This window comes from Mycobacterium sp. MMS18-G62, assembly GCF_053877835.1.
The window spans coordinates 761,269-774,315 of sequence record NZ_CM132662.1; the positions used below are offsets into that span (position 1 = coordinate 761,269).

A 13,047-nucleotide genomic window follows, 5' to 3' on the forward strand; every position below is an offset into this window, starting at 1 on the left:
GAGCCCACCGTTACGGCGACATCGACGCTGATCGACAGCGGGCCATCGCATGCCCGGGGCGAGCAGTTGACGTTCGGCGGTGTTGTCGCCGCAATCCGGGCGGCGGACGTGAGCAGTGGTTTGGTGCGCGGCCACGTCGACCGTGACATCCTTTGCAAGCGCGGCAAGGACGTCTTGATGCCGAGTACCGCGACCGTCGGACTCGCGCAGGGAGGTGCGCAGTGACGGGCCTGCGCGGCGGGCGGCCGTCGTCGGCATTGCTGAACTGCCCGCCGAAAGCAGCAGAGCGCGCCGCCATCGTTGACCCTCGCCCAGTACGCGCGGTTGGCGAAGATGGTCGTCGAGGACGCTGGCGTGAAACCCACTGTGGTCAAGGGGCGTTCGACGCACAGCCAGGATGTTCGCGCTGCCGAAACGCTCGATCGTCACATCGACACAGTGCTGAGCGGCCTCGGCATCGATTGCGGGGCCGCGATGCCCACAGCGTTACCACCCACCTCGGAGGCAGCTGCGTCGGCGTGGTCCAGCGCGCGACGCGACTATCAGGTCCGCGCCGGCCTCGGCGAATGGATGCGCCATCCCCAGTCAGCTATTCCGATGTCATGATCCCAAGCGGTACTTTCGCAGCTCCTGGCGAGCGATGGCTCGTTTGTGAACCTCGTCGGGGCCATCAGCCAGCCGCAATGTCCGCAGACGCGTCCAGGCCATGGCCAAGGGGAAGTCTTCGGTCACCCCACCGGCTCCATGCACCTGGATCGCGCGGTCCACGATCTTCAGCGCGATCTTCGGGGCCGCCACCTTGATCGCCGCGATCTCCGTTTGCGCTGACTTGTTGCCTACGGTGTCCATCAGATGTGCGGCCTTGAGGGTAAGCAGCCGAATCATCTCGATGTCGATGCGGGCTTCGGCGATCCAATCACGAATATTGGCGTTGTCGCTCAACGGTTTGCCGAACGTCACCCGCGATAGCGCGCGGGTGCACAGCAACTCTAGCGCCCGCTCGGCCGTACCGATTGCACGCATGCAGTGATGAATGCGGCCGGGACCGAGGCGTGCCTGGCTGATGGCGAAACCCTCGCCTTCCCCCTTGAGGACGTCCTTGCGCGGAACGCGGACATCGGAGAAGTCGATTTCGGCGTGGCCTGGTCGCTCCTGATAGCCGAACACCGATAACCCCCGCATCACGGTGACGCCAGGCGCGTCGATGGGCACGACCATCATCGACTGCTGCCGGTGCGGCGCAGCCGTAGGATCAGTCTTCCCCATCACGATCATCACTTTGCAGTTCTTGTGTAACGCGTTGGATGCGAACCACTTACGGCCATTGAGGACGTAATCGTCGCCGTCACGCACCATCGACAGCTCGACATTGGTGGCATCCGAACTGGCGACCTGCGGCTCCGTCATAGCGAACGCCGAGGCCATCGTGCCCGCCAGCAACGGCTTGAGATACTTCTCCTTGTGCTCGTCTGAGCCGAACAATGTCAACACCTCGATATTGCCGGTGTCAGGAGCGTTGCAATTGCATGCTTCCGGCGCGAGGTGACTGCGTCCCATGATCTCGGCCAGCGGCGCGTACTCGAGGTTGGTCAGACCTGGACCATATTCGGGGTGGGGATGAAACAGGTTCCACAGGCCTCGCCGACGGGCCTCGACTTTGAGCTCCTCGAGCACCGGCGGCTGAAAGTGAGGGTCACCGGCACTGCGCATCTGCACCTCATAGACCGCTTCGGCTGGATAGACCGCCGAATCCATGAAGTCCAACAACTCGGCCTGATACTTAAGCGTCCGCTCTGACATCTCGAAGATGGCCATGAGACTCCTCGCGGTCAGTTTGCGGCCGGATGGCCCGCTATCTTCCTAATCTATAGCTGAATCCGGGTTCATATTCAACTCGCACCGCGTGCATGGTCGGGGGGATCACAGCGCAGTGGCCCAGACATCGATCGGCTCCAATGTCGTATTTTGCCAGAGTGATTCGTGCCGATCCTGCGGCCATCCTGCTGGGGTCGAAGCGCCAATCCCAGGCCCCTGATACAGATATCTATTTAACTGTATACTCTTAGGGTGAACCTGGGCCTCAATCGGGGGACTGAGCAATCTGAGCGTGCGTTGAAAAGGGGTAGCAGATGGAGGGCATGGCCGAGCTGATACCGGTGCTGCCCGCACACCGCTTCGACGTGGCCGCTCTGGCGCGCTATCTGCGTGGACGGCTTCCGGATTTTGACGGACAGCTGGACATTCGGCAGTTTCAAGGCGGGCAGAGCAATCCCACCTATCATCTGCGCACTTCTGGTGGCGAGTATGTGCTGCGCAAGAAGCCCCCGGGCAAGCTATTGCCCCGCGCGCACGAAGTAGAGCGCGAATATCGCGTCATGGCGGCGTTAGCCGACACCGATGTGCCGGTACCGCGGATGCGGCTGTTTTGCGACGACGAAACTATCCTCGGCACACCGTTTTTCGTCATGGATCACGTTCATGGTCGGGTATTCCCCGACCGAGTCATGCGCGCGGACACCCCGGCGCACCGTGCCGCGGTTTATGACGATCTGGCCCGCGTGCTGGCGGCCATGCATAGCGTGGATTGGCGCGCCGTGGGGCTGGAGGGTTTCGGCCGACCAGAGGGCTACATGCAACGTCAAGTGGCGCTGTGGACTCGCCAGTGGCTGGCAGCGCGCATGGAGGACATGCCCGCGATGGAGTTGTTGTCGCAATGGCTGCCCGACCACCTTCCGGCTGACGATGCCTCGGCCTGCATCGCCCACGGCGACTACCGCCTGGGCAATGTCTTGCTGCACCCGACCGAGCCGCGGGTCATAGCGGTGCTGGACTGGGAGTTGGCGACGATCGGCAATCCACTGGCCGATCTCGGCTATTTCTGCCTGACGTACCACCTCCCGGGCGGACCCAGCGGTCTGACCGGGGTACTCGGCGAGAACCTCGCGGGCACTGGGATTCCCGATCAGCGGTCCTTCGTCGAAAGCTATTGCGGCTATGCCGGCCGCACACCCCCGGATTCGCTTGACGTGTTCGTGGTGTTCTCGATGTTCCGGCTGGCCTCCATCACCGCAGGGGTGTGGCGGCGCGGGGTGGAGGGCAATGCCGCTCACGCACGCGCTGGTACAACCGAATATCGCGAGCGCTATCGCGGCATGGCCGACGCCGCATGGGCACTGGCGCAAAGAGTGTCCGGGTAAGCCGAATGCAGGATAGGTAGATCGCCAACGGTCCCGGCCCGCAAGACGATCAGCCATGCATCGGTGAACCAGGTTGAGCGACCGCACATCCGTCGGCCGCCCGACGCCGTCGCGGCAGGAAAAGAAGCGCGCGGTGGTGATCGCGTAGGGATCGTGGACACCTGCCGACCGGGTTAAGACATGTTGGCATTGAGTTGGATAGTCACTGGCGCCTTGGATGCAATCTGCATTACCAGCGCAGTGGTAAAGAGGTCAGCGAGAACGTGGACGAAGGGTATTCGATGTGTGGCGTGTAACCGGGTTCGACCTCGAAATCCGGTATGCGACTCAACCATTCGTTGACCACGAAGTTCAGCTCCAGGCGCGCCAGGTGCGACCCCAAACAGCGGTGCGGCCCGCCGCCGAATCCCCAATGCCGGTGCACTTTGCCGTCCATCACCAAACCATCGCCCGAAATATCGTCGATGCCGTCACGGTTGATGGCCGCGAGGCATAGGTGCACAGCAGTCCCAGTCGGCAGCGTGATACCGCCGATAGTCACGGGTTGGGTGGTTACGCGCGGCACGATCGGCGCAGGCGGCTCCAGCCGCACCATCTCCTCGATGAACACCTTGACCTGGTCGGGATCGCGGCGCAGCTCGCGGCGCAGTTGTGGGTTCTGGGCTAGCTCCAAAAGGGCAAACCCGATGGCTGCAGTCACGGTGTCCAGTCCAGCCAGGACAAACAGGTAACTAAGGCCGATCGCCTCACTATCGTCGAGCGGTTCCTCACCGGTGAGCACCTGCGACAAGATGTCCGGCCCCGGATTGGCGCGTCGCTCGTTGATCGCGTTGGTCAGGTAGGTGAACAACTCAACCGCCGGCGTCAGGTCGGCACCCTCGAGCGTTGGCCTGCCGCCAATTTCGATGACGGCGTCTTTCCATCGAACCAGCTGATCGCGATCGGCCAGCGGTAGCCCGTACAACGTCAAGAACACCTGCGACGGATACGGAATGGCCAAGTCGTTGACCACCTCGCATTGACCCTTCGCCGCAATGTCCTCGATGATCTCGGCGGCTTGGCCCTGCAGGTCCGCCATCATCGCGGTCAATGTCTTCGGGCTGAAGAACGGTTGCAGGATCTTGCGAAAACGCGTGTGTTCCGGCGGATCGAACGAAATGGGCACCAGCGGCAGCGGGCTCCCCAGGGTGTCGAACGCCTTTTTCGACGAGAAGACCTCCGGTGTGCGCAATGCATGCAGTACGTCCTCGCGACGGGTCACGTAATACCACCCGTTCAACAGCACGACGGGCCCCACGTCGCGCAACGCCGCCCATCCGGCACCCCGGTCAAAGGCCATCGGCAGCGAGGCCGCTTCGACTTCAGGCACACCCTCAATGCGGGTTCCTGCCGGCGTAGTCCCCATGCGACATCATCTCCTGATCGCTACTCTGCGTGGATCTAGTTATTTGTTTATCGGATTACGGTAGCACTCTTCTGCTCCGCGCAAGCGTGTGGCCACGAGCGAGAAAGGCGGCACGGCAGCGCGCTGCGTCGCCCCCTTAACCAGTCGCGCGAAGTTGCGCAGCCAGATTCTGCAGCGCTTCGACAGCAACCGATATTGCGTTCTCGACTTCGCGTGTACGGGAGAGGAGTTCTCCGCTGCCGTCGCCACGCGCCTCGAGCGCAGGCACAATGAAATGCCTTACTCGCTTGCGGATCGCCTCCTCGGATCGATCGATTTCCTCTGCAGCGAGGTAGAGCTGCTCGACGACGACGTCGACCATTTCATCAAGCGGTAGGTCTGTTCGAACCTCGCCATTGCGCTGCCCCTCCTCCAGGATCGGACCCACCGACATCATCGCGTGGCGGTGAGTGCCTGGATCATGTATCGACTGCGAACGTCGCGCCATCAACGCGGCTATGGCCGGATCCTTCGGCAACTCTCGGACGCTGTACAAAAACGACGCCTCGATCTTCTCGAACGCGCCAGTTTTGCCGTCCGTCAGCCGGCGGGCGGCGACAATGTGGCGTTCGGCGCGCAGCAGCGCCACTAGAGTGATCGCCTCGGAAATGCTGCCCAGCTGCCGAAAGGCGGTGGCTCGTGATACGCCGGCGCGCTTCGCGATGGCCTCCATCTGGATTTCGTCGATACCTCGGTCGGCGATCTCCGCGTCCGCGGCATGGATCAACCGGGTGCGTGCGCTGCCATTGGATGCGTCATCGATGTTGATAACCGTCACGTGATCGCGCCTGCCACCTTCAAACCAATGAGCTGCTCGTCGTCCACTCCGAGTTCCCGGAGCAGTTCATCAGTGTGCTCCGCGAACTGCGGAGCCCGGCTCAGCGACAATGCACCGTCGTCGAACTTCACTGGATTGGCCACAAGTTTGCGGCGCCGGCCGTCGGCGTCGACAACATCGGCGATGCGACCGTTAGCGACCAGGGCGGGGTCGTTGCCGACATCCCACCCGTCTTGCACGGGTGCCCATGGCCCGGTGCCGCGTTTGAGCAGTCTCACGCATTCGGCGAACGAATGATTTCCGACTGCGTCGGTCACAATGTCGAACGCGGCGTCGAAATTCTCGGCCATCGCCTCCAACGACTCGAAGCGCGGGTCGTCGGCGAATCTGTCGCAGCCCATCAGATGGCAGAACTCCGGCCAGTATCGAGTGGGCTGGAGCATCGACAGCTGTATCAGTTGTCCGTCGCGGGTGCGGTAGCAGCCGGTCAATGGATTGCACGGCGATGGCGTCCTGCCGTCCAACTTCGGCAGCGGCCCGCCTGCCAGAAGCGCCATGTTCACACTGAGCTGGGTCGCCCACGCGCCCACCGCGAGCAGGGACACATCGAGAACCGACGGTTGGCCCGTCGCCCGCCGGCCGTACAGCGCTGCGGCAACTCCTCCGGCGATCGCAAGTCCACCGATGTTGTCGCCATAAGCGCCCGTCGGCATGAACGCCGCTTGTTCTGCGTCCGAAGGCGTGACCCCGTCTGCGCTGCCGCCGCGCGCCCAAAAGGCGGTCGCGTCGTACGCGCCGTCGTCGCGGTCCGGGCCGTCGGTACCGTATCCGCTGCCGGCAACATAAATGATGTCGGGATTGATTGCACGGACATCGTCGACGGCGATATGAAGCTTCGCGCGGGCCGTCGGCAGATAATTCGTCAGAAAGACGTCGCTTCGACGAATCAGCTCTTCAAGTATCGGCCGCCCTTCGGCCACCGCCAACCCCAACCCGAGGCTGCGCTTTCCGCGGTTGGGCGCTTCCATCATCGGTTCGAACGATGATCCCCGGCTACTGGGCGCGTGACCGTACACAGTCACCAGCCCGCGTTGCGCATCACCAGTGACGGGGTTCTCGATCTTGATAACCTCGGCGCCCCAATCGGCCAATACTGCGCCTGCGGACGGGACAAACGTGAACTGTGCGATTTCGAGGACACGCACTCCCTGCAATGGCCGCTGCATCAGTTCCTCCACTCCAGCCGCACAACCTCTACGCCGTGCCGATGCCGCCCGTTTGGCTCTCCACCGTCATCACAACACGCCCCTGACGCGATCTAGACTGGGACATGTCTCACATATGAGATTATTACCACGTACAGTATCATCCGAATATGCGTCTGTCGAGACCTGGATCACATTTCTGGGGCCGGTCCGTTGCACGGCTAACGCGAGCCGGGGGTGCCGCGGCGTTTTGGACCGGCGCTCAGGAGGACACCGCATGTCGATAGCGCTGCTTCATCCCGTGCGGGCGACCGCTGCTAGTCACGGTGCTGTGGCGGACCCATCGGCACAATATCGTAAAATAGTTAAATATGTCATCGATTGACCGTCCGGCACGGGACGGCGCCGCCTTGTCACTTCCTGACCTCGTCCTGGTGCACGGTGGCGCGCACGCCGCCGACGCCTGGGACCTCACCGTCACAGAGTTGAACAGGCAGGCACCGGAATTGCGCGTCCTGGCCGTGGACCTCCCGGGTCGCCGCAGCAAGCCCGGAGATTTGGCGAGCGCCACGATCGCCTCGTGGGTCGATTCCGTCGTGGCCGATATCGATCAGCACCAGCTCGATGACATCGTGATCGTGGGTCATTCGATGGCCGGGGTGACAGTACCGGGGGTAGTCGCCAAGTTAGGAGCAGCGCGGGTGCGCGAGATGATTCTCGCTGCCGCATTCGTTCCACCGCAAGGCACTTCCATGGCGGACGCACTCGGCGGCCCCTTTGGCTGGCTCGCCCGTCGCCGCGCCAAGGCCGCCGGCGCGTCAGACCTACCAAAGACGTGGGCCCGCTTGGCATTCTGCAACGGCATGACACCGCAACAGCGTGCATTCACCCTGTCACGGCTCTACACCGAAGCCACATCCATTGCGGCGGAACCTGTCGATCGAAGCGATCTGCCCGCTGGAGTACCCCGGTCATGGATCATGACCACGCGCGATCGAACACTGTCGGTTCGGTCTCAGCGCAACAGCATCTCTGCGCTCGGTGGCGTCGGACTAGAGATCACCATCGACGCGTGCCACAACGTAATGATCAGCCACCCAGAGACGCTGGCACGGATACTCATTGAGCGGTGTCGAGCCCACACCTAGATCGGTCCCATCGCGAGCCGTGACGTCGTGGTGCTGCAGTGATTAAGGAGCGATGGGTTGATCTGTGCCGACGCGGCCGCGGATACACGTAGACGTGCCTGGCCGCTGATCACTGGGCTATGCGTGGTGGTGGTCACCGTCGCAGTTCTGCAGACTGCCGTGGTTCCGGTTCTGGGCGTAATCGCCACGCAACTAGACGCGTCTCCGGTCGCGGTGAGTTGGGCGGTTACGGCCAATCTGCTCGCCGCCGCGGCCGCGACGCCAACGATCGGTCGCCTGGCGGACCTACACAACAAGAAGCGGGTCCTGCTCGGCGTGATGTTCGTCGTTCTCGCCGGCTCCGTTTTGGCGTCGACGACGTCGTCCTTGCCGTTGTTGATCCTCGCCCGTGTGCTGCAGGCTGCTTCGTTCGCACTCTATCCGATCAGCGTGGCGATCCTGCGTGAGGAGTTATCCCCTCGCCGACTCGCTGGCGCGCTGCCGGTGATGTCCGGGGCGCTAGGTTTTGGCGCTGGAGCGGGCCTTGTCGTGGTGGGGCTGCTGATGAGCGGTGACGCGGGTTATCACCGGGTATTTTGGCTGACCACCGCGTTCTCACTCCTCGTCATCATCGTCGTGATGGTCGTCGTTCCATCACGGGAACGCCGAGCCACTGGCTCGATCGACTGGCTGGGTGCCGCCGGTCTCGCTGCCGGGTTGTCAACCGCCCTGCTGGCCATCACGCAGGGCAGCTCGTGGGGGTGGGCCTCGCCAGCGACCATCGGGTGCGCCGCGACCGCCGCCGTGGTCCTCACCGGGTGGTGGTTCTGGGAGCGACGCTGCAGGCAGCCATTGGTGTCGATCCGGATGCTCACGCGCCGACCGATATTGTTCACCAATCTCGCCACGGTGTTCGCCGGAATGGGCCTGTATTTCGCCTTTTTGGGCCTGGTGCAGTTTGTCCAGGTGCCGCGCGACGTTGCGGGATACGGCTTCGGGGCCAGTGTGTTGGACGCGAGCTTGGTCTATCAGCTGCCGGGCGCGATCGCCGGGTTTCTCGTTGCGTTGGCCAGCGGCCGATTCATTAACCGCCTCGGCGGCCAAGCGGTGCTTGTTGTCGGTGCCATTGTGGGATTCACCGGATTTCTCCTCATCGCGTTGGCCCATTCACAGACGTGGCAGGTCATCCTCGCCAGCATCCTGATGAACTCCTACATCAGCCTTGCCTACGGCGCGCTTCCTGCACTTGTTGTCGCCGAGGTCGATGAAGACGAAACGGGTGTGGCGACGAGTATGAATGCCATCGCCCGCACGGTGGGTAGTTCGACAGCGGCAGCAATCGTTGCGGTTCTGCTGAGCCGTTCGGTCAGTCCATCTCCGGTGCCGCTGGAAAGTAACTTTCGGGCGGTCTTTTTCGCAGGAGCCGTCACTGCGGCATTGGCCATGGTGATGATTGGGGTCTCCCGTCCACGAAAGCGTGGCGTCGAGTCCACCGAGGCCCAGTTGGAAGCGCGCGCCATGAGTCACGAGTGGGGGTGATGACCATGGCGGGTGACATCGGTGCGCAACTGGCACAGATCCGGGATCACCGCACCCGGCCGCTGGAACCCTATACATCCGGCAGGTCGCATAAGGTGGGCAACGCAGGGATGTTCCGCAACTCCACGCTAGCCAACGCCGCTGGTTCCCAGCGTCCCAACCTCCGTTGACGTAAGCCTGATGTGGCTACCTTTCGGACACGCCCTCAGGCGAGCGAGGACGTATCGATCACGAACCTATAGGCCGGACACAATCACAGCGTTGCAATCGGCGGCGGACTGCCGCACCTTGGCCGCTTTCTGATACGCCTCTGACTCGTACCAGGCTCGGGCGGCGTCCACCGACTCGAACTCGAGGACGACCGTCTGGTTTCCGTGCCAATCGCCTTCGACCACTTGCGGTTTGCTGTCGATCGACAGGATCCGCGCGCCGCCCATCGCCGGCTTGGCGAGCTTGGCGTACTCGGCCATTGCCGCTAGGTCATTAATGTCCTCGGTGAGGATGAAGTAAGCCTTAGGCACCTAATCTCCTTGAATAGTGGGTGATTTCACTGATGGATTGTTCTGGACAGTTCTCGATTACGTCCTGCGAGGCGGCCACCAGGCTCGCTTGGGCCCCCTGGTGGTCATAAACCCAGTGACTTGGCGATCATCATTTTCATCACCTCGCTGGTACCCGCGTAGATGCGCGCCACCCGCGCGTCGTTGTAAAGCCGAGCGATGGGGTATTCCATCATGTAGCCGTATCCGCCGAACAGCTGAAGACAGCGGTCGACCACCCGGGCCTGCATCTCGCTGCAGAACAGTTTCACCCGTGCGGCGTCGGCCCCCGACAGCTCGCCTTCGACGTGAAGGGCGACGGCACGGTCCAGCATTGCCTGAGCGGCCTCGACCTCCGTTGAGCATGCAGCGAGCTCGAACTTGGTGTTCTGGAACGACGCGACGGGCGTGCCGAAGGCCTTGCGGTTCTTGGTGTAGTCGATTGCGGCGTGGATCGCGGACCGTGCCTGAGCAACAGAGCCCACCGCGACGGTCAGCCGCTCCTGGGCCAGGTTGTGTCCGAGGTACCCGAAGGCCTCGCCCTCCTCCCCCAGCTGGTTGGCTGCCGGAACGCGCACATCTTGGAACGAGAGTTCGGCCGTGTCCTGGACCTTGCACCCCATCTTGTCTAGCTCGCGGCCGCGGATGAACCCTGGCATACCGTCCTCCACGACCAACAGTGTGAGGCCGCGGCGCCGGTTATCCGGGTCAGTCGATGTTCGGGCCACGACAACGACTAGGTCGGCCTGCATGCCGCCGGTGATGAAGGTCTTCGCGCCGTTGACTATGTAGTGGTCGCCGTCGCGCACCGCGGTGGTGCGCATGCCGGCCAGATCCGATCCGGTGCCGGGCTCGGTCATCGCGATCGCGGTGAGCAGCTTGCCCGCCGCCAATCCTGGGAACCAACGGTCGCGCTGCTCGGCGTTCGCGTAGTGCAGGAAGTACGGCAGAATCACCTCCAGCTGCGAGCGCACCGTCGACAGCGTGACGAGTGCGCGGGCAGCCTCTTCCTGCATCACCATGTAGTAGCGGTAGTCGGGAACGCCTGCGCCGCCGTATTCTTCGGGGATCGCCATGCCGAGCATGCCCAGCGCACCCATTTGTTCGAAGGCTTCGCGGGGCATCCGTCCGGCCTTCTCCCACTGCGGGTAGTTCGGGGCGACTTCCTTTTCAACGAAATCGCGGCACAGCTCGCGGAACGCCTCGTGGTCTTTGGTGAACAAATCGCGGCGCATGTATCTCCTAGCTGATGAGTTCGACGACAGTAGCGTTGGCGGTGCCGCCGCCCTCACACATCGTCTGCAAGCCGAAGCGAATTCCGTTGTCCCGCATGTGATTGAGCATGCGTGTCATCAGCACCGCGCCCGACGCCCCGAGCGGGTGGCCGAGCGCGATCGCTCCTCCGAGTGGGTTGAGCTTGGCTTCGTCGGCGCCCGTTTCGGCCAGCCAGGCCAGCGGCACGGCAGCGAACGCCTCGTTGACCTCGAATACTCCGACCTCGTCGAGAGAAATGCCGGCCTTGTGCAGAACCTTCTCGGTCGCCGGGATCGGAGCGGTCAGCATGAGCACCGGATCCGCACCGGTGACCGCGCCCGCGCGGTAGCGCGCGAGCGGCCGAAGTCCCATGGCCACTGCCCTCTCGGCGGTCATCACCAGCAGTGCGGCGGCGCCGTCGGAAATCTGGGACGCATTGCCCGCGTGGATGATGCCGTCCTCCTTGTACGCTGGCTTGATCCCGGCCAGCACCTCGACGGTGGTCCCCCGCCTGATCCCTTCATCAGCGATAACGGGCGGCGCACCGTCGACTGCCACCGGCACGATCTGGCTCGCGAAGGCGCCGCCGTCTTGCGCGCCCGCCGCGAGTTCGTGTGACCTGACGGAGTATTCGTCGAGGCGGGTCCTGGAAAAGCCCCACTTCTCCGCGATCATCTCCACCGAGATGCCCTGATTAAACGAGAAACCGCCATAGCGGGCAAGCACTTTGGGACCGTACGGCATCCCAATGGACCGGGTGGTGTTGATCGGCACACGGCTCATCACTTCGACACCACCAGCCACGACGACGTCCTGCTGGCCCGACATCACGCCCTGTACCGCGAAGTCCAGCGCCTGCTGACTTGATCCGCAGGCACGGTTGATAGTCGTACCGGGAATGGTCTCCGGCCAGCCCGCTGCCAACACCGAATACCGCCCGATGTTGCTCGACTGATCACCGACCTGCGAGGAACAACCCCACACCACGTCGTCGACGATCTCCGGGTCGATCCCTGCGCGTTCGGCTAGCGCGTTGAGGACGATGGCCGACAGGTCGGCGGCGTGCATATCGGACAATCCGCCGTTGCGCTTGCCGACAGGCGTGCGCACCGCCTCGACGATGACCGTGTCACGCATCTGTTTTCTCCGATCTCGCTATGGCCCACCGGCCAGTGAACGCGGGGTCGCGCTTTTGCGCGAACGCCACGAATGCCTCTGTAGAGTCTGTTGTTCCCAAGTTCGCCGTTTGCGCGCGGGCCTCACTGTTCAGCGCCTCGCGCAGCGTGGCGCCGGCACCCTCGTTGAGCAGCGCCTTGCTCTGGGCCAGTGCGACGGGCGGACCGCCCGCCAACCGGCCAGCAAGCTCTGCTGCAAACGCGTGGATCTCATCGGACGGCTTGACCCAGGTAACGAGGCCGAGCGAGTGCGCCTCATCGGCGTCTATCGTTTCAGCAAGCAGCACAAGGCGTTTGGCCTGCTGAAGTCCGACTAGCTTAGGCAAGAGCCACGATCCGCCGAGATCGATGGAGAGGCCGCGCTTCGAGAAGATCTGGCAGAACCGCGATTCCGGCGTCGCGACGACGAGGTCGCATCCGAGCGCGAGGTTCCAGCCGGCTCCGACAGCCACGCCGGTCACCTTGGCGATCGTCGGGATGGTCAACTCGTGCAGTGCAAGTGCGACATCGGTGAGCCTGCGCATCTTGTGTGTCGGGTGGATATCGTCTCGGTTGGCGATGTCGGCGCCGGCACAAAACGCGTCACCGGCGCCGGTAATGATCAGTGCGCGAACTTCGCGGTCCTCGGCGGCCGCCCTCAGCGCCTCGCGCAGTGCCACCCACAGTTGTGCATTGATCGCGTTCTTTACGCGCGGCCGATTCAACGTCAGCGTCCTGACGCCGTCCGAGTCGCTCGTCAACAGCACGGGCGCGTCGTTCGAAGACATGGGTTCTAGGCCCGACCTATCA

11 protein-coding genes and 1 pseudogene are annotated in these 13,047 nt (G+C 63.2%); 4 read left to right on the forward strand and 8 right to left on the reverse strand.

The window, feature by feature from the left end; all coding sequences use genetic code 11:
- Window positions 1–221: 221 nt before the first annotated feature.
- Window positions 222–390 (forward strand): annotated as a pseudogene (locus ACWW36_RS03725) (thiolase family protein); the annotation flags it as partial.
- A 210-nt stretch (window positions 391–600) separates the two neighbouring features.
- On the opposite strand, the gene ACWW36_RS03730 reads toward ACWW36_RS03725, so the two are convergent.
- Entirely contained in the window at window positions 601–1,815 is a 1,215-nt protein-coding gene (locus tag ACWW36_RS03730) for an acyl-CoA dehydrogenase family protein (RefSeq protein ID WP_456140260.1), read from the reverse strand.
- A gap of 314 nt (window positions 1,816–2,129) precedes the next feature.
- Between ACWW36_RS03730 and ACWW36_RS03735 the strand changes: the two genes are divergently transcribed.
- Window positions 2,130–3,197 carry a phosphotransferase gene (locus ACWW36_RS03735; RefSeq protein WP_456140261.1) on the forward strand — a complete coding sequence of 356 codons (1,068 nt, stop codon included), beginning with the start codon at window positions 2,130–2,132 and terminating at the stop codon, window positions 3,195–3,197.
- A gap of 229 nt (window positions 3,198–3,426) precedes the next feature.
- Here the strand turns inward: ACWW36_RS03735 and ACWW36_RS03740 are convergent, their stop codons facing one another.
- From ACWW36_RS03740 to ACWW36_RS03750, 3 genes are all read right to left on the reverse strand, one after another.
- Window positions 3,427–4,602: a cytochrome P450 gene (locus tag ACWW36_RS03740; protein WP_456140262.1), complete on the reverse strand. Its 1,176-nt coding sequence runs from the start codon at window positions 4,600–4,602 to the stop codon at window positions 3,427–3,429.
- A 136-nt stretch (window positions 4,603–4,738) separates the two neighbouring features.
- Window positions 4,739–5,419: a TetR/AcrR family transcriptional regulator gene (locus ACWW36_RS03745; protein WP_456140263.1), complete on the reverse strand. Its 681-nt coding sequence runs from the start codon at window positions 5,417–5,419 to the stop codon at window positions 4,739–4,741.
- Window positions 5,416–6,645, reverse strand: a complete 1,230-nt coding sequence (locus ACWW36_RS03750; protein WP_456140264.1) for a CaiB/BaiF CoA transferase family protein — start codon at window positions 6,643–6,645, stop codon at window positions 5,416–5,418. The genes ACWW36_RS03745 and ACWW36_RS03750 overlap by 4 nt, the downstream gene beginning before the upstream one ends.
- A 350-nt stretch (window positions 6,646–6,995) precedes the next feature.
- On the opposite strand from ACWW36_RS03750, the gene ACWW36_RS03755 reads away from it, so the two are divergent.
- Both ACWW36_RS03755 and ACWW36_RS03760 read left to right on the forward strand, forming a co-directional pair.
- Window positions 6,996–7,772 carry an alpha/beta fold hydrolase gene (locus ACWW36_RS03755; protein WP_456140265.1) on the forward strand — a complete coding sequence of 259 codons (777 nt, stop codon included), beginning with the start codon at window positions 6,996–6,998 and terminating at the stop codon, window positions 7,770–7,772.
- A 57-nt stretch (window positions 7,773–7,829) separates the two neighbouring features.
- Window positions 7,830–9,290: an MFS transporter gene (locus ACWW36_RS03760; protein ID WP_456140266.1), complete on the forward strand. Its 1,461-nt coding sequence runs from the start codon at window positions 7,830–7,832 to the stop codon at window positions 9,288–9,290.
- A gap of 236 nt (window positions 9,291–9,526) precedes the next feature.
- Here ACWW36_RS03760 and ACWW36_RS03765 read toward each other — a convergent pair whose 3' ends face one another.
- The 4 genes from ACWW36_RS03765 to ACWW36_RS03780 all read right to left on the reverse strand — a co-directional run bounded on the left by ACWW36_RS03765 (window position 9,527) and on the right by ACWW36_RS03780 (window position 13,025).
- Window positions 9,527–9,811 (reverse strand): DUF1330 domain-containing protein, encoded by a 285-nt coding sequence (locus ACWW36_RS03765; protein WP_456140267.1) that lies wholly within the window; start codon window positions 9,809–9,811, stop codon window positions 9,527–9,529.
- Window positions 9,812–9,915: 104 nt separating this feature from the next.
- Window positions 9,916–11,064, reverse strand: coding sequence for an acyl-CoA dehydrogenase family protein (locus ACWW36_RS03770; RefSeq protein ID WP_456140268.1), 1,149 nt, complete (start codon window positions 11,062–11,064; stop codon window positions 9,916–9,918).
- A gap of 7 nt (window positions 11,065–11,071) precedes the next feature.
- A complete protein-coding gene (locus tag ACWW36_RS03775; protein ID WP_456140269.1) occupies window positions 11,072–12,220 on the reverse strand; it encodes a thiolase family protein in 1,149 nt (382 codons plus the stop codon).
- Window positions 12,213–13,025, reverse strand: coding sequence for an enoyl-CoA hydratase/isomerase family protein (locus ACWW36_RS03780; protein ID WP_456140270.1), 813 nt, complete (start codon window positions 13,023–13,025; stop codon window positions 12,213–12,215). Before ACWW36_RS03780 ends, ACWW36_RS03775 begins: the two co-directional genes overlap by 8 nt.
- Window positions 13,026–13,047: the final 22 nt, after the last annotated feature.

Bases quoted from the DNA above. Each gene is read 5' to 3' on its own strand.
- ACWW36_RS03730 (WP_456140260.1), bottom strand. From the start codon at position 1,815: ATGGCCATCTTCGAGATGTCAGAGCGGACGCTTAAGTATCAGGCCGAG.
- ACWW36_RS03735 (WP_456140261.1), top strand. From the start codon at position 2,130: ATGGAGGGCATGGCCGAGCTGATACCGGTGCTGCCCGCACACCGCTTC.
- ACWW36_RS03740 (WP_456140262.1), bottom strand. From the start codon at position 4,602: ATGGGGACTACGCCGGCAGGAACCCGCATTGAGGGTGTGCCTGAAGTC.
- ACWW36_RS03750 (WP_456140264.1), bottom strand. From the start codon at position 6,645: ATGCAGCGGCCATTGCAGGGAGTGCGTGTCCTCGAAATCGCACAGTTC.
- ACWW36_RS03755 (WP_456140265.1), top strand. From the start codon at position 6,996: ATGTCATCGATTGACCGTCCGGCACGGGACGGCGCCGCCTTGTCACTT.
- ACWW36_RS03770 (WP_456140268.1), bottom strand. From the start codon at position 11,064: ATGCGCCGCGATTTGTTCACCAAAGACCACGAGGCGTTCCGCGAGCTG.
- ACWW36_RS03775 (WP_456140269.1), bottom strand. From the start codon at position 12,220: ATGCGTGACACGGTCATCGTCGAGGCGGTGCGCACGCCTGTCGGCAAG.
- ACWW36_RS03780 (WP_456140270.1), bottom strand. From the start codon at position 13,025: ATGTCTTCGAACGACGCGCCCGTGCTGTTGACGAGCGACTCGGACGGC.